Here is a 16217-nt window from a genome sequence, read left to right as displayed (position 1 = left end):
TGCTCTATATATTTGGTATAGTTAGATGAAGTTTCTTAAAAATTCATAGGTTACATACTGCAACATTTTTGTCATCATTTCCGTCTGTATGTATGCAGGGAGAGGGGGATCCACTGTGGTGGAGCAGGGACTCATCAGAGCCGCTCAATCGGGCGATCGCGACGCTCTAATCACCCTATTGCGAGAAATCGAGCAACATGTTTACCGAACGGCCTATTATATTCTGAACAATGAACAGGATGCGATGGATGCTGCTCAGGAGGCATTGATCCGCGTGTACACCAAGATCAATTCCTATGAAGAGAAAGCGCAGTTCAAGACCTGGGTTCAGCGGATCGTAACCAACATTTGCATCGATAAATTCCGCAGGAACAAGCCGACGGTGTCCATTGACGAGCATGATCTGGTGTTTCAGGACAGCCAGGATGTCGAAAGAGAAGTCATGTCGGGCTACATTGCCCAGGATATTCAGCAGGCCATCAATCAGCTGCCGGATCATCACCGTACGGTCATCGTCCTTAGGTATTTGCAGGACTTATCCTACAACGAAATCGCAGACTGCCTGAATTTGCCGCTGAACACGGTCAAATCGTATTTGTTCAGGGCCAGGCAGCAGCTGCAGAACATGCTGCATGAGCATCAGAAAGGTGGTGTATCAGGATGAATTGCCAAGAGGTGGTGGAACGCATGCACCGGTATTTGGACCGGGATCTGACTCCGGAGGAGACGGCTGAGATGTTTCAGCATGTGGCTGTTTGCAAGGAGTGTGCGGAAACCTTTCAAATATTGAAAGCATTGAATCGTGAGCTTGAGGATCTGCCGGCCGTGTCTCCGCCTGTCAGTTTGGTGGATGCGATTATGCCCAAACTGGTTGCCATCGACCTTGAACGCGGCAGCCTCATGGATGAGCAGGCAGCGAAAAATGAGAAGTCTTCCGAGATGACGCCGGAGCTTGGCCGGACGAAGCGAGCCGGCAGCTGGTGGGGCACCATCGCAGGCAGAACCGCAATCGGCGCTGCCGCCGCGGCCGTTATCTTGGGAGTGGCGATATTCAACTATCAGCCGAAAATGCTGTCGGATGCCGAGCTTCCTTATAACGAGGAAGCAAGCACGACAAGTGCAGGGCTGCCGGATGCCGCACCTGAAGCGGAGCATCCATCCGAGGAGCCGAGAATCATGAACAAGGATGCCGGTTCGGGCTCGGCCGAAGGCTACGCTCCGATGAACGAGGCCACTCCTTCCGAAGACGAGCCTTCGAAGGAAACCGGAAGCGATGAGACGGCCAAGGAACAATCGGATCCGCCAAACGCGTCGGGTGAAGGAAACGGACAGCCGAAGGACTCCGGTGACCCGAACGCGAGCGAATCGAATCCGGCGGCTGGCATGAGAGCCCCGGTCGAATCGAATGATAAAACCTCAACCCATTCGGCCAACGCCAATTCGTATAATCCCGGATCGGCAGAACCGCCATCCGATCAAAGCGAGCCAGCCAACGGCGGCAGCTCGGACGCCGTGTCTCCGCCGCAGGAACCTGCCACTCCGAATGCGGATACGCAGCCGCCGGCCCAGGATCCGGCAGCGGATGAGGGCGGCAGCGCGGCAGCGCTGGAATCGACAGAGCCGGCGGATCAGATGATGGGCATCATGAGAGCTCCGGAACAATGGACATCGCCGAATGCGCGATACATGGCTTCCTCGGAGGGAGATCAGCTTGTGATCTATCGGGTTCCGGCTGCAAACAGCGAAGCTGAACAGCAGCAGTCGATGGAAGAGATCGGAAGGCTTCCACTGGGTGGAAGCTTGGTGTCCGGACAATGGTCCCCAGACAGCTTGACCTTCAAGTACAAAGTCAAAGTCAACGCTGAACTGATCGAATCGGTTTACACCGTGGAAGAAACGGCCCCGCCGCAGTCCGGGCAGCCGTCTTCCAAGGAACCGCCGGCTAAGCCATAAGCCGGGGCACCCGCATATTTTCCGATGTGAACTTATAGAAAAGAGCGTATTGCTCGCACAATTACCAGGAGATATGAATAAGATAAATTAGAGAGAGCATTATACCAACCACCGTCGTATGACCGGCGGCGGGATGTTTCTAGAGCATCCTGTCCGGCGTTTATATAGATGTGTTGGGACGAAGGGACCTTGCCGCTGTCATAGCCGAGGTCTCTTTGTTTTTGCAGCGGCTCTTCATTCGCTATCGCTTTCGGGTCGTCTTTTTTGGTATAGTGTACAGAGAGAAAGGGGGGGACGCCGATGGATGCCAAAGCGGCGGCCAAGGCGGTCAAGCAGGGGGATGTGTCTTCCGTATATTTGCTGTACGGCAGCGAAAAGTTTCAGATGAGGGAGTTTGCCGAATTTCTGGAGACCCAGCTGATTCCCAAGGAAGATCGCGACTTTGCCATCGTCCATATGGATTTGGGGGAGACTCCGATTCAGGCCGTGGTCGAAGAAGCCGAGACCGTTCCTTTTATGGTTCAGAAAAAGCTTGTTTTCGTACGAGATACATCGTTTTTTACTGCGGCCAAGGACAATGGGAAGGTAGAGCACAAACCGGAGGCCTTGCTTGAATATTTGAACAATCCAGCCGATTACAGCGTCATTGTGTTTATGGTGGGAGCGGAGAAGCTCGATGAACGCAAAAAGGTGGTCAAAGCGGTTAAAAAAGCAGGAGTCTCGCTTTCCTTTGCTCCGCTCGGCGGCGAGGATCTGCTTCGCTGGGTGGACAAGCAGGTGCGTAATAGGGGATGCTCCCTGCGCGAGGGAGCGGCTGAGGCCATCGTCCGCAATGCCGGGACGAGCCTTCAGACATTGGCCGGCGAGATCGAGAAGCTGTGCCTGTATGCAGGCGATGGGGGAACGATCGATACCTCCACGGTCGATATGCTGGTAGCCCGCAGTACGGAGCAGAATGTATTTGCCTTGGTGGAGGATATTGCCAACCTGAGGCTGGATAAGGCGCTCGGCATCTACTATGAGCTGCTGAAGCAGCGGGAGGAGCCGATCAAAATCGCGGCCCTGATCACCAGGCAGTTCCGGATTATTTTGCAGGTGAAGACGTTGTCGGCGCAGAGCTATTCGCAGCAGCAGATCGCTTCCCAGCTTGGGCTGCATCCCTATGCGGTGAAAATCGCGGGAGAGCAGGCGCGTAAATTCGAATCGGCCCGGCTTGAAGGCATTTTGAACCATCTGGCGAATCTGGATTATCAGATGAAGACCGGAGCGGTGGACAAGGTGCTGGGGATCGAGCTGTTTTTGCTGAGACTGGGCGCTTGATCACATAGCTGTGGCGACCAGGCAACAATTCAAAAAGCCCTGACCCGGTATAAACCGAAGGTCAGGGCTTTTTCCAATGTCTTATTCAACAAACGATTACGCTTGGGACGTAAGAGCGTTCAGTCTTTTCGCCAGACGGGATTTCTTGCGGGCAGCTGCATTCTTATGGATCAGGCCCTTTGTAACAGCTTTATCGAGCTTCTTGGAAGCGGCTTGGAAAGCAGCTTTAGCAGCCTCGATTTCTGTACCGTTCAACGCGACGTCAGCATTTTTAACTGCTGTGCGAAGCGCGGATTTTTGAGAAATGTTAAGCGCATGGCGTTTGTCGTTAGTCTTAACACGTTTAATCGCGGATTTGATGTTTGGCATTACATTCACCTCCTGTAAGGCATTTCAATAGAGCGAAATGGTTCACAACTTAAAATATTTTAGCATGGAGGTAGACAAAAAGCAATACTAAACAAGACTTCTGCATAATCTCTTCCCTCCTCTCACACACTAGTAGCAATATGAGGAGGAGTGTGAATTTAGATGGATCTGGATCTTCAGAAATATTCCGTCCGAACCGACCTTGCCGTGGAATCAAGGGAGCTTGCCGGAGGGGCCGGCAGCCCGCCCATTCCGGGCTTGATGGAGGATGTCGTTCAGGAGGACGGTATTAAAATTACAAGGCTCGATGTGGAGAACGACGCGGCCTCCCAGCAAATCGGAAGAGTGAAGGGGCACTACGTCACGCTCGAGGTTCCCGATCTTCGGAAGGGGGATACCGGGCTTCAGGAACAGGTATCCGTCGTATTCGCGCGTGAGTTCGAAGCGTTCATGGAGCGGATCGGCATAGGTCCGAAAGCGAGCGCGCTCATCGTCGGGCTCGGCAACTGGAATGTGACTCCGGATTCCCTGGGGCCGCTGGTGGTGGAAAATGTCATGGTTACGCGCCAATACTTTGAACTGATGCCGGACCGTGTAGCCCCCGGCTACCGCCAAGTGAGCGCCATAGCGCCGGGCGTCCTCGGCCTTACGGGAATAGAATCCAGCGAGACGGTTCAAGGGATCGTGGAGCGAACCCGTCCGGATTTCATCATCGCGATCGATGCGCTGGCATCCCGATCGCTGGAGCGGGTGAATACGACGATCCAAATTGCGGATATCGGCATTCATCCCGGCTCGGGCATCGGCAATAAACGGAAAGGCTTGACCAAGGAAGTGCTCGGGGTGCCCTGCATTGCGATTGGAGTGCCAACCGTTTGCTATGCGTCGACGATCGTCAACAATGCCATTGAGCTCATGAAATCCCATTTCGGCGAGAAGGCGCCGGAGACGGGCAAGATCATGGGGATGCTGCAAAATTTGTCCGAAGGCGAGCGGCTTGCCCTCGTTAAGGAAGTGCTCGAGCCTTTGGGGCATGATTTGATTGTCACCCCGAAAGAGATCGATGAATTTATCGAAGACATCGCTAATATCGTAGCGTCAGGTTTGAACGCAGCGCTGCACGAGGCGGTGGATCCCGGCAATACGGGCGCGTACACCCACTAGCAAGCGGGTTATACCGAATAAAGCTCCTAAGCTCCGAATCTATCGGAGCTTTTATATTTCTCCCCTATTCTTTTATTTGTATAAGTTGAATTAAGTATACGATGCTGGCAAGGAAGTGAAAGATTCGAAAAAATCGAAAGCTTTCTGAAGGAAAAAGCTGCATCGAAAGCATACGCTTGAGGCCGCCTTTGGCTTCGGATTTCTACTGTGCCAGGTTCTATAAATCATGAAGTCTGAAACCAACAGCGATTATAGGAACATTTTACATACTTGCCCTACCATCTTTTCAATGATTCAACTTTTCTAGTTCTATCGATTCCATCCGGTTCATAGATTGGGAGTATAAGAGATCACAGAGAGCGGGGACATGAGCTTCGAGTGTGCCGCTTCCCCGCTGAAGCCGAGGAGGACTCCGATATGAACAACCGTAAGTTTCGCATCTGGAATATTGCCAGACTGAGACGAAATGTGATGGAAGGTTTGAGCATGGGCAAAACGCTGATCGTTCTGATGCTGGGCTCTCTCATCTTTTTTATTTTGCTGGGGCTTGGGGGGATGGCCGAGCAGCGGCTGAACAGCTCGCCTGTGTCTTCGATGAAGGGGCTGGCCGCTTCCCTATCAAGTCACTTTTTTATTGATATGATCGGGATGGAGATGCCGCATATGGCCGCTTCCAAGGAAGATTCCAGCTTCTCCGGGGAGAAGATGTCGACCTTCGTGTTTCAGCTGTTGACGAGCGTGAATCCGAGAGATCCGAAGAGTCTGCTCGCCGGAGAGCTGCCGGGGATGAGAGCCAATCAGCCGGTTCAGCTGCATAGCGGCTCCGGCAATGAAGACGGGGAAGCGCCCGCGGATTATCGGCCGGACACCGCCGAGGGGGCGGCGGACCCGGGAGAGAACCCCGTAGGAAATCCGGGCGAGAATCCGGATAACGGCGAGCAGCCGCCAGAGGCGGGCGAGGATAACGGGCAGGAGCAGCAGAACGGCGAAGACGGACCGGGCGAAGGCGAGGGCCAAGGAACGGACAGCAAGAACGAGCCCGGAGGCACATCCAAGAACGGACAAACGACCGACGGCAAGAAGGCGGTGCTGATCTATCATTCCCATCCGCAGGAAGCCTACAATCCGCTCCTCACCCATCCTTCGGACAATCCCGGCGCCGTGTCGCCGAGCAAAAATGTCATGCTGGTCGGCAGCTTCATGGCAAAACGCCTCGAGGCCAACGGGATCGGGACCCTGCACGACAAAAGCGACTATCAATCGACCGTAGAAGGCTATAACTATAATTATTCCTATAAATATTCCAGGCAGACGGTGCTCGAAGCGATGGGCCGTCACGATGATTTGACCTATCTGATCGATATCCACCGGGATTCCCAGCGCTACAGCAAAACGACCGCTACCGTAAACGGGGTCAATTACGCCAAGGTGTACTTCATTATTGGACATGCCAACGAGAACTGGAGAAAAAACGAGGCGTTCGCCAGCAAAATCAATGCGAAGCTGGAAGCGTCGTACCCGGGCATTTCACGCGGCGTGTGGGGCAAATCGGCCGACCAGGGGAACGGGGAATATAATCAGTCCCTGTCGCCAAACAGCATCCTGATCGAGATCGGCGGAATCGACAATACGAAGGAAGAGCTGCAGCGAACGGCCGAGGTGCTGGCCGATATTATTGCCGAAGTGTACTGGCAAGAGCAGGAAGCGAAGAAAGCCAGCGTGAAGAAGGACGCCAAGGCCGATAAGCTGTCGGCCTCGGCAGGCCGGAAGGACGGTACGGAAGCTTCCCGGAACGACGAACGGAAAGCCGGGTAAATACTGGAGGAGGGGACTCTGATGTCAAGAACGGGGAAACGATTCGTGGCTCTGCTCATATGGACAGGCATCGGCATATTGATCGGCATGCAGCTCGGCGGGGAAAAAGCATCGCCCCCGGCTGGCGGCGTTCAAACGGTGCAGCAAGTGCAGCAGGAGCCTGCTGCCGGGCAGTCCGAAGCAGGAACGGCGGCTGAAGGCAGCGGCTGGGGCGGCGTACGGAAGTCGCCTCCGGCTTCCGGCCCCAACGAGGAGACGGAGATCCGGCCCGAGTTCGAACCGCTGCCGCGGGACATCCTCCTTCCTGAACGCTCAAGCCCGCCGGCCGATGTGCTGGCGGACAAAACGGCAGGTCTGCTCCAAGAGCTGTCGGACCAGAGCATCCGCTGGGTCGTATCGATGTTCGGATCCATCGTGGAATGATGCGCCGTTTCGGCAGCCGAATCTCGGGCAGCCGCGCCTTAGCCATTGCTGTGCATCCCCTCAACTGGTATAATAAATTGATTCAAACATCTGGTGGTTGTTGGGGGTTAGCATGACGGACGTACAAGTAAGACAACAAAAAATTCGTAACTTTTGTATTATTGCACATATAGACCATGGTAAATCGACGCTTGCGGACCGCATTCTGGAGTTTACGGGCGCGCTGACCTCGCGCGAAATGCAGGAGCAGGTCCTTGATCAGATGGATCTGGAGAGAGAGCGCGGCATCACCATCAAGCTGCAGGCTGTACGCCTTACTTATAAGGCCGACGACGGCGAGGAGTACATCTTGAACCTGATTGATACTCCAGGACACGTCGACTTCACGTATGAGGTCTCCCGAAGCCTGGCTGCCTGCGAAGGCGCGCTGCTCGTCGTCGACGCTGCTCAAGGAATTGAAGCGCAGACACTGGCCAACGTATATTTGGCGCTGGATAACGATCTTGAAATTTTGCCGGTTATCAACAAAATCGATCTGCCTAGCGCCGACCCGGACCGGGTCAAGCAGGAGATCGAGGACGTGATCGGTCTGGACGCGAGCGAAGCGGTGCATGCTTCCGCCAAGGCCGGCATCGGAATCAAAGAGATTTTGGAGCAGGTCGTGCAGAAGGTTCCTGCACCTACGGGCAGTCCCGAGGAGCCGCTGAAGGCGTTGATCTTTGACTCGCATTACGACCCTTATCGGGGCGTCATCGTGTATGTCCGCGTCATCGACGGCAGCATCAAGGCCGGTTCGATGATCAAAATGATGGCGACAGGCAAGACCTTCGAGGTCATCGAGGTCGGCGCGTTCAAGCCGCGCATGAGCATCGTGGACGAGCTCAACGTCGGCGACGTAGGCTTCATCGTGGCCGGCATCAAGAGCGTGGGAGACACCCGCGTCGGCGATACGGTAACCGATGCAAAGCGTCCGACGGCCGAGCCTCTTCCGGGCTACCGGAAGATCAACCCGATGGTATTCTGCGGCCTGTATCCGATCGAAACGTCGGATTACAACGATTTGCGCGAAGCGCTGGAGAAGCTGCAGCTTAACGATGCGTCCTTGAGCTTCGAGCCTGAAACCTCGAGCGCGCTCGGCTTCGGCTTCCGATGCGGATTTTTAGGCCTGCTTCATATGGATGTCATCCAGGAGCGGATCGAGCGGGAATTCAACATTCCGCTGATTACGACGGCGCCGAGCGTTATCTACCGCGTGACGCTGACCAACGGCGATCAGATGCAGATCGATAACCCGTCCCACTATCCGGAGATCGGCAAGATCGATTATGTGGAAGAGCCGTATGTCAAGGCGGGCATTATCGTCCCGAATGATTATGTCGGAGCGATTATGGAGCTGTGCCAGGCGAAACGCGGGGAATTCATCAACATGGAGTATCTGGATACGACGCGCGTCACAATTACGTATGAAATTCCGCTGTCCGAGATCGTGTATGATTTCTTCGATCAACTGAAGTCCAGTACGAAGGGCTATGCTTCGTTTGACTACGAAATCTCCGGATACCGCAGATCCAATCTTGTTAAGATGGATATTCTGCTGAACGGCGAGCAGGTTGACGCCTTGTCCTTTATCGTGCATAAGGACCGCGCTTACCACCGGGGCCGTGCGATCTGCGAGAAGCTGCGCGAGCTCATTCCGCGCCAGATGTTCGAGGTGCCAATCCAGGCATCGGTCGGAACGAAGGTTGTTGCCCGCGAAACCGTCAAGGCGATGCGCAAGAACGTCCTGGCGAAATGCTACGGCGGCGATATTTCCCGTAAACGGAAGCTTCTGGAGAAGCAGAAGGAAGGGAAGAAGCGGATGAAGCAGGTCGGCAACGTCGAGGTGCCACAGGAAGCCTTCATGGCGGTGCTGAAAATCGACGACAAGTAATGATTTGAACAAGCGAGGCGGCAGGCCATGAACGACCAAGCTGCAGCCTGCCATTCAACCTCATAATGCCTGTTTTGGGAGTCAAATGATGGGAAAGCCGGTTTTATGGCTTTCCTTTTCTTTCATTGAACAGGTGCCAGGGGATATAGTAGAAGAAGTCTCCAGTCGGGCAAGCAAAGAAGGGGCGAATACGAAATGACGAATAATCAACGAACGGAAGCGGTGTATATCCATATTCCGTTCTGCACGAATAAATGCTTTTACTGCGATTTTAATTCCTACGTTTTGAAGGATCAGCCGGTTATGGACTATCTGCGGGCACTGGATCACGAAATGGAATTGACGGTCAAAGCCCATCCTCCGGGAGCAATCAAGAGCATCTTTGTCGGCGGGGGAACACCGACGGTTCTAAAGCCGGATGAAATGGAGTACTTTCTGCATAGCGTCAAGCGGCATTTTCCGGTGTGGTCGGACGATATCGAGTTCTCGATGGAGGCGAATCCCGGGACAACGGATCTGGAGAAGCTTAAGGTTATGCGCGAAGGCGGAGTGAACCGGATCAGCTTCGGCGTTCAGGCCTTCCAGAACAGCCTGTTGTCCGGAATCGGTCGCATCCATGATACGGATGATGTGTACCGCAGCCTGGATAACGCGAGAGCCGCAGGTTTTGACAACATGTCCATCGACCTGATGTTCGGCCTGCCGAATCAAACCTTGGAGATGCTGGCGGAAAGCGTGGATAAGGCGCTGGAGCTCAGGCTTCCCCATTACTCCATCTACAGCCTGAAGGTGGAGGAGAATACGTTGTTCCATACCATGTACCAGAAAAATCAGCTCCCGCTTCCAGATGAAGAGGATGAGCTGAACATGTATCTTCTATTAATGGAGCGCATGAAGGCGGCAGGCTATAAGCAGTATGAGATCAGTAACTTTGCGAAGCCTGGTTACGAGAGCCGCCACAATATGACGTACTGGCGCAATGAGGATTACTACGGGCTTGGCGCCGGAGCTCACGGTTATATCAACCGTCAGCGCCACGTAAATATTAAGGGAGTGAACCCTTATAATGAAGCGGCAAGAACCGGGCTGCCGCGGCTGGAAAGCTTCGAGGTATCAAGAGAGGAAGCGATGGAGGATTTCTTGATGGTCGGACTCCGCGTCCTGGACGGTATTTCCCGGACCCGATTCGAACAGCAGTTCGATGCTTCGTTGGACGAGGTATTCAAGCGTCCCCTGAGCAAAATGGTGAGCGCGGGCTTGCTTGAAACGACGGAGGATGGGTACAGGCTGAGCTCTAAAGGCATCCTGTTCGGCAATGAAGTGTTCGCCGAATTTATCGGCACCCTGTCGGCAAATTAATCTATTGAACTTTTATGCGCTCTGTTGTATATTTATCCAAGACATATGACGGAGCGTGCAAAGGGGAGACGAGGATTATGCCGGCGGTATGCAGAAAGGCCAGATTAGAGGATGTTGAGCCGCTGTATCAGATGATTCAAGGCTACGCCGAGAAAGGAATTATGCTTCCAAGATCCAGAGCGGTGCTCGAGAAGCAGATTGGGGAATTCGTCGTGGCTGAAGCGGAAGGGAAAGTCATCGGCTGCGGTTCACTGTGCCAGCTTGGGAACGATCTCGTAGAAATCCGTTCGCTGGGGATCTCGGAAGGCTACAAGGGGCAGGGCATCGGCTCCATGCTGGTGGATTCGCTGCTGGAGGAAGCCAAGCGCCGGGAAATCCCGAAAGTAATGGCCTTGACGTACGAAGTATCCTTTTTCATGAAAAACGGCTTTGCCGTCGTCGAGAAGGAGATTTTTCCGGAGAAGGTGTGGACCGATTGCATCCATTGCAAGAAGCAGCACGCCTGTGACGAAATAGCTGTGCTTAAAGTACTGAACTGACTTGACAATCCTCAGGTCGGTTTGGTATTTTTGTTATATCGGTTAGCACTCGATGGCGATGAGTGCTAACGATTGTAAGATAGGCAGTCTATAAGGAGGGGAGCGACATGTTAACTGATCGTCAGCGCTTGATTTTGAACGCTATTGTGGATGACTACATCCGTTCGGCGGAGCCGGTTGGTTCAAGAAGCATTTCTAAACGCGGGGATGTTGGCTACAGTCCGGCAACCATTCGCAATGAAATGGCTGATTTGGAGGAGCTCGGGTTTCTTGAGCAGCCCCATACGTCGGCAGGGCGAATTCCGTCTCATAAGGGATACCGTTATTATGTCGATCATCTCACCTCGTCGTTTTCCTTGAATCCTGAGGAACTGCATATGATGAAATCGTTTTTTGCGGAAAAACTGAACGTCATGGAGCAGATGATTCAGCATGCTGCAGGTATTTTGTCGCAGATGACCAATTACACTTCCATCCTGCTGGGACCGGAAGTTTTTCATACGTCCTTACGCCACTTCCAGCTTCTGCCTCTAAATGAAGGCCAGGCGGTTGCCATCATCGTGACCAGCACGGGCCAAGTGGAGAATAAGATCGTGTCGATTCCGCAAGGGGTTTCCGTTTCGGAATTGGAGCAGGTGGTAAATCTCCTTAACGAGAAGCTGGTCAACGTTCCTTTGTATAAGCTCAAGACCCGGCTCTACACGGAGCTCGGGGCAGAGATGCAGCGCCACATCGCGCATTACGAAGAGCTTATGAAGGTGCTGGACATTGCGCTCGAGAACGAGCCCGACCACCGCGACGTGTATCTCAGCGGTACGACCAATATGCTGAATCAGCCGGAATTCAAGGATGTCGACAAGGTTCGGGACATCTTCGAGCTTCTCGAGCAGACGCCGGCACTGATGAAACTGATGGCACCGGCACCGGGAGAGCACGGTGTGCAAGTACGAATCGGCACGGAGAATACGCATGAAGCGATATCCAACTGTAGCCTGATTACGGCTACTTATTCTATAGATGGCAAGGCCGTCGGCTCCATCGGCATACTGGGGCCAACGCGAATGGAATACGCAAGGGTGATCGGCATCTTGAACGTGTTGTCCCATGACCTGACGAAGCTGCTGTCACACTGGTATAAATAAAGGAGCGAGCCTTATGAGCCAAGGACAACACAGCCATGTGGACGGCGATGAACGCTATTCAACGCTGCTGAACAACAGCAATGCCGTCCGGGCCGTCACATCCGCTGTGGAAGGGACGCTCGGGCCCAAGGGGCTCGATGTAATGCTTGTCGGCCCGCGCGGCGAAGTGGTCATTACGAACGACGGCGTGACGATATTGGACAAAATGGACGTAAGCCACCCGGCGGCCCGCCTGTTGATCCAGGTGGCCCGCGCGCAGCAGGAGAAGATCGGGGACGGCACCACGACGGCTACCATTCTTGCAGGGGCACTGGTTCAGGAAGGCGTCTCGCGCATTATCCGCGGCGTGCCGGCTTCCAAGGTTGTGGAAGGAATGCGCCAGGGGATCGATCGGGCGCTTGAACTGCTGTCCGGCCGCGTCCGTGTCATTGAAGGGTTGGACGACCCGCTTCTGGAACGCACGGTCTATGTAGCCGGGCGTGAGCGAAAGGATATCGTTGCGCTCGTTATGGAAGCGGCCCGCAAGGCCGGCATGCAGCGCCTTCATGATCCTTCTTATTCGCTTGCGGACAGTATAATTGCGCTGGAGAATGCCGACAATGAGGTGTTCGAAGGTGTCTTGCTTCGGCAGAAGCCGATCTTTACCCGCGACTACCTTCAGTACAGCGATGCGAAGGTGCTCGTGCTGCTGGATGCGCTTGAGCCTGACGAGCTGGATGAAGAAGTGCTGACAACCGAAGCGGGCTTCGCGCAGTATATGGATCTGCGGAATCGGTTCGCTGCCGATCTGGAGCGCTTGTCCGCATTGTCGGTGAAGCTGATCCTGCTGGAGAAAGGCATTCATCCTGATGCGGAGCAGTTCTGCCTCGATCACGGAATCATGGTCGTACCGCGCGTATCCCGCGCGGATTTGAAGCGAGTCTGTGACATGACGGGGGCGACACCTATACGCCGAAAGGCGTTACATAAAGATTCGGAGCAGCTTGCTGCTCTTCTCGGTGACAGCCCGCGCGTCTCTTATGATGAAACGATCGGCAAAATCAGGCTGGCCAGCGGCCGCAGGGAACGGATCGTGACGGTGATTGTAGGCGCGAGCACCTCCGAAGTGGTCGGCGAGTCCGCCAGAATAGCAGGTGATGCGGCTTCCGCCCTGCAGGCCGCTATTACCGGCGGTGTGCTTCCGGGCGGCGGAACGAGCGAGCTTGCCGTTTCCTATGCGCTCGAGCGGATCCGCGAGGCGCAGAAGGGGATGGAAGCGTTCGGATTCGAAGCCGTGTCTGCGGCGCTGCGCAAGCCGATGTCGCAGATCCTGCTGAATGCGGGCTACAACCCGCTGGAGAAGATGGAGGAGGTGCGTGCCGCGCAAATCCGTTCGGGCTCCGATTCCATAGGGCTTGACTGTGACACCGGCACCGTCGTCGACTATGAGGAGCTGGGGGTGCTGGATCCCGCGCCGGTGAAGCTTCACGGCCTGCGGGCTGCGGGAGAAGTGGCGGCGGCCGTCCTCCGGATTCATCATGTGATCAAAATGAAAGAAATCAACGAATAGGCATCTTAGAATCAGGGACCGGATGACCAGATACGATGGGAACACAGCCCGCGGGCATGCAACAGCAGGCTTACAATATGAAGGAGGTGGACGCGTCTTGAATAAAGAGCAGAAGGATGCCGTTCAAGATACAGTAACTGAAGAGATGGAACACAATATGGAGGAAACCCCAAGCACGGAGGAAGAGGTTGTTAACGAGGAGGCCGTTGCCGGCGCCGAGCAGGAGGGCGCTCCTGCGGATCAGCCAGAGGAAGGCGAGAGCGATGCCCATGCGGCCGAGATTGCGAAGCTTCAGGCTGAAGTTGCCGAGCATCAGCAGCGTGCGCTGCGTGCACAAGCGGATTTTGATAACTTCCGCAGACGTACGCAGAAGGAGAAGGAGGAGCTGGCGAAGTATGCTTCGTCGAAGCTCATTGTCGAGCTGCTGCCTGTTATCGACAACTTCGAGCGCGCCTTTCAGGCTGCCGAGGGCAGTCCGGAGTTCGAATCGTTCTCCAAGGGAATCAGTATGATTTTCCGTCAGCTGGAATCCGTTCTCGAAAATGAAGGCTTGAAGGCGATGAACAGCGTAGGCGAGCCGTTCAATCCCGAGTATCATCAGGCCATCATGCAGGTGGAGAGCGATGAGCATGAGGAAGGCATCGTTGTCGAGGAAGTGCAGAAGGGCTACATGCTGAAAGATAAAGTGCTTAGACCTGCTATGGTTAAAGTGAGCATGTAAGCGGCCACTCGCTTGGCCGTTTATCATATATAGCAAGCTTGTGAATCTCATACGGATTTCGTGTGAATAAATAAGGGAGGATTTTTTTCATGAGTAAAGTTATTGGTATTGACCTTGGAACCACAAACTCCTGCGTCGCTGTTATGGAGGGCGGGGAGGCTGTCGTTATTCCTAACCCGGAAGGCGGACGTACGACCCCTTCGGTTGTAGGCTTTAAAAAGGACGGGGAGCGCATTGTCGGCGACACGGCTAAGCGCCAAGCGATCACGAACCCGGACCGCACGATCATTTCGATCAAGCGTCATATGGGTACCAACCATAAAGAAACGATTGACGGCAAAGAGTATACGCCGCAGGAAATTTCCGCGATCATTCTGCAAAAGCTGAAATCCGACGCGGAAGCTTACCTGGGCCAACCCGTAACCCAAGCGGTTATCACGGTTCCTGCATACTTTAATGACAGCCAGCGTCAAGCCACCAAGGACGCAGGCAAGATTGCCGGTCTTGAAGTGCTTCGTATCGTTAACGAGCCGACAGCTGCAGCTTTGGCGTACGGTATGGAAAAAGCGGAAGATCAAACGATCCTCGTGTATGACCTCGGGGGCGGTACGTTCGACGTTTCCATCCTGGAACTCGGCGACGGCTTCTTCGAAGTAAAAGCAACCAGCGGTGACAACCAGCTGGGCGGCGACGACTTTGACCAAGTCATCATCGACTATCTGGTGGCTGAATTCAAGAAAGAGCAGGGCATCGATCTGAGCAAAGACAAAGCGGCGGTTCAACGTCTGAAGGACGCTGCGGAAAAAGCGAAAAAGGAACTGTCCGGCGTACTGACAACAACGATCTCCCTGCCGTTCATCACGGTTGCTGACGGCGTGCCTCAGCACCTTGAAATCAACCTGACCCGCGCTAAATTCGAGGAATTGTCCGCGGATCTCGTAGAGCGTACGCTTGGACCGACTCGCCAAGCACTGAGCGATGCCGGCCTGACGGCGAACGATATCGACAAGGTCGTTCTTGTCGGCGGCTCCACACGGATTCCGGCCGTACAGGAAGCCATCAAGAGACTGACCGGCAAAGAGCCGCACAAAGGCGTTAACCCGGACGAGGTCGTAGCGCTCGGCGCTGCTGTCCAAGCAGGCGTATTGACCGGCGACGTGAAAGACGTCGTTCTGCTTGACGTAACTCCGCTGTCCCTCGGTATCGAAACGGCTGGCGGCGTATTTACGAAAATGATCGAACGCAACACGACGATCCCGACAAGCAAATCGCAAATTTTCTCCACGTATGCCGACAACCAGCCTAGCGTTGAAATTCACGTCCTGCAGGGCGAGCGCGAAATGGCGGCTGGCAACAAGACGCTTGGACGCTTCATGCTGGGAGATATCCCTCCGGCACCTCGCGGCGTGCCGCAAATCGAAGTTACGTTCGATATCGATGCGAACGGTATCGTTAACGTTTCGGCAACCGACAAGGGAACCGGCAAGAGCCAGAAAATCACCATCACTTCTTCCAGCGGCCTGAGCGACGAGGAAGTCGAAAAAATGATGAAGGATGCCGAGCTTCACGCAGAGGAAGATCGGAAGCGCAAAGAGCTTGTTGAGGCTCGCAACAATGCCGACCAGCTCGTATACACAACCGAGAAGACCATTAAGGACCTCGGCGACAAAGTCGACGCCTCGGAAGTGGAGAAGGCGAACGAAGCGAAAGACAAGGTGAAGAAGGCGCTGGAATCCGACAATCTGGAGGAGATCAAAGCCGCTACCGAGGAGCTGACCCAAGTGGTGCAGCAGCTGTCCGTGAAGCTGTATGAGCAAGCCGCACAAGCGCAGCAAGGCGCTGAAGGCGGAGATGCCGGCACTGCGAACAAGGATAACGTCGTAGACGCTGACTACGAGGTTGTTGACGAAGACAAAAACAAAGGTTAATCTGA

Annotated in this window: 14 protein-coding genes; 13 read left to right on the top strand and 1 reads right to left on the bottom strand. The window is 54.4% G+C overall.

What is annotated here, in order from left to right:
* The first annotated feature begins 115 nt into the window (after positions 1–115).
* The 3 genes from NST44_RS27165 to holA all read left to right on the top strand — a co-directional run bounded on the left by NST44_RS27165 (position 116) and on the right by holA (position 3273).
* Complete coding sequence (locus NST44_RS27165) at positions 116–664, top strand: RNA polymerase sigma factor (RefSeq protein WP_007129376.1); 549 nt, start codon at positions 116–118, stop codon at positions 662–664.
* Positions 661–1953 carry an anti-sigma factor family protein gene (locus NST44_RS27160; RefSeq protein ID WP_007129377.1) on the top strand — a complete coding sequence of 431 codons (1293 nt, stop codon included), beginning with the start codon at positions 661–663 and terminating at the stop codon, positions 1951–1953. The genes NST44_RS27165 and NST44_RS27160 overlap by 4 nt, the downstream gene beginning before the upstream one ends.
* Positions 1954–2253: 300 nt before the next feature.
* Entirely contained in the window at positions 2254–3273 is a 1020-nt protein-coding gene (holA, locus tag NST44_RS27155; RefSeq protein ID WP_007129378.1) for a DNA polymerase III subunit delta, read from the top strand.
* Positions 3274–3369: 96 nt separating this feature from the next.
* On the opposite strand, the gene rpsT is transcribed toward holA, so the two are convergent.
* The gene (gene rpsT / locus NST44_RS27150) at positions 3370–3642 is read right to left on the bottom strand and encodes a 30S ribosomal protein S20 (RefSeq protein ID WP_007129379.1); all 273 of its coding nucleotides are present in this window, start codon (positions 3640–3642) and stop codon (positions 3370–3372) included.
* A 162-nt stretch (positions 3643–3804) separates the two neighbouring features.
* On the opposite strand from rpsT, the gene gpr reads away from it, so the two are divergent.
* The 10 genes from gpr (at position 3805) to dnaK (ending at position 16212) form a co-directional block, all read left to right on the top strand.
* Positions 3805–4806 (top strand): GPR endopeptidase, encoded by a 1002-nt coding sequence (gene gpr, locus NST44_RS27145; RefSeq protein WP_007129380.1) that lies wholly within the window; start codon positions 3805–3807, stop codon positions 4804–4806.
* A 417-nt stretch (positions 4807–5223) separates the two neighbouring features.
* A complete protein-coding gene (locus NST44_RS27140; protein ID WP_007129381.1) occupies positions 5224–6621 on the top strand; it encodes a stage II sporulation protein P in 1398 nt (465 codons plus the stop codon).
* 21 nt (positions 6622–6642) lie between these two features.
* Positions 6643–7044: a hypothetical protein gene (locus NST44_RS27135; protein ID WP_007129382.1), complete on the top strand. Its 402-nt coding sequence runs from the start codon at positions 6643–6645 to the stop codon at positions 7042–7044.
* Positions 7045–7156: 112 nt separating this feature from the next.
* Positions 7157–8974, top strand: coding sequence for a translation elongation factor 4 (gene lepA, locus NST44_RS27130; RefSeq protein WP_007129383.1), 1818 nt, complete (start codon positions 7157–7159; stop codon positions 8972–8974).
* Positions 8975–9169: 195 nt separating this feature from the next.
* On the top strand, positions 9170–10333 hold the full coding sequence (hemW, locus tag NST44_RS27125) for a radical SAM family heme chaperone HemW (RefSeq protein WP_007129384.1): 1164 nt from the start codon (positions 9170–9172) through the stop codon (positions 10331–10333).
* Between the two features lie 77 nt (positions 10334–10410).
* A complete protein-coding gene (locus tag NST44_RS27120; RefSeq protein WP_007129385.1) occupies positions 10411–10872 on the top strand; it encodes an N-acetyltransferase in 462 nt (153 codons plus the stop codon).
* A 107-nt stretch (positions 10873–10979) separates the two neighbouring features.
* Entirely contained in the window at positions 10980–12014 is a 1035-nt protein-coding gene (gene hrcA / locus NST44_RS27115; protein WP_007129386.1) for a heat-inducible transcriptional repressor HrcA, read from the top strand.
* Positions 12015–12027: 13 nt separating this feature from the next.
* Entirely contained in the window at positions 12028–13563 is a 1536-nt protein-coding gene (locus tag NST44_RS27110; protein ID WP_007129387.1) for a TCP-1/cpn60 chaperonin family protein, read from the top strand.
* A gap of 145 nt (positions 13564–13708) precedes the next feature.
* Positions 13709–14284 carry a nucleotide exchange factor GrpE gene (grpE, locus tag NST44_RS27105; RefSeq protein ID WP_373872036.1) on the top strand — a complete coding sequence of 192 codons (576 nt, stop codon included), beginning with the start codon at positions 13709–13711 and terminating at the stop codon, positions 14282–14284.
* An 89-nt stretch (positions 14285–14373) separates the two neighbouring features.
* The gene (dnaK, locus tag NST44_RS27100; protein WP_007129389.1) at positions 14374–16212 is read left to right on the top strand and encodes a molecular chaperone DnaK; all 1839 of its coding nucleotides are present in this window, start codon (positions 14374–14376) and stop codon (positions 16210–16212) included.
* Positions 16213–16217: the final 5 nt, after the last annotated feature.

This window comes from Paenibacillus sp. FSL W8-0919, from assembly GCF_038003785.1.
GTDB lineage: Bacteria > Bacillota > Bacilli > Paenibacillales > Paenibacillaceae > Paenibacillus_AQ > Paenibacillus_AQ lactis.
Note: the sequence above shows the minus strand (reverse complement) of the source record. Positions and strands in the feature narration are given on the sequence as shown.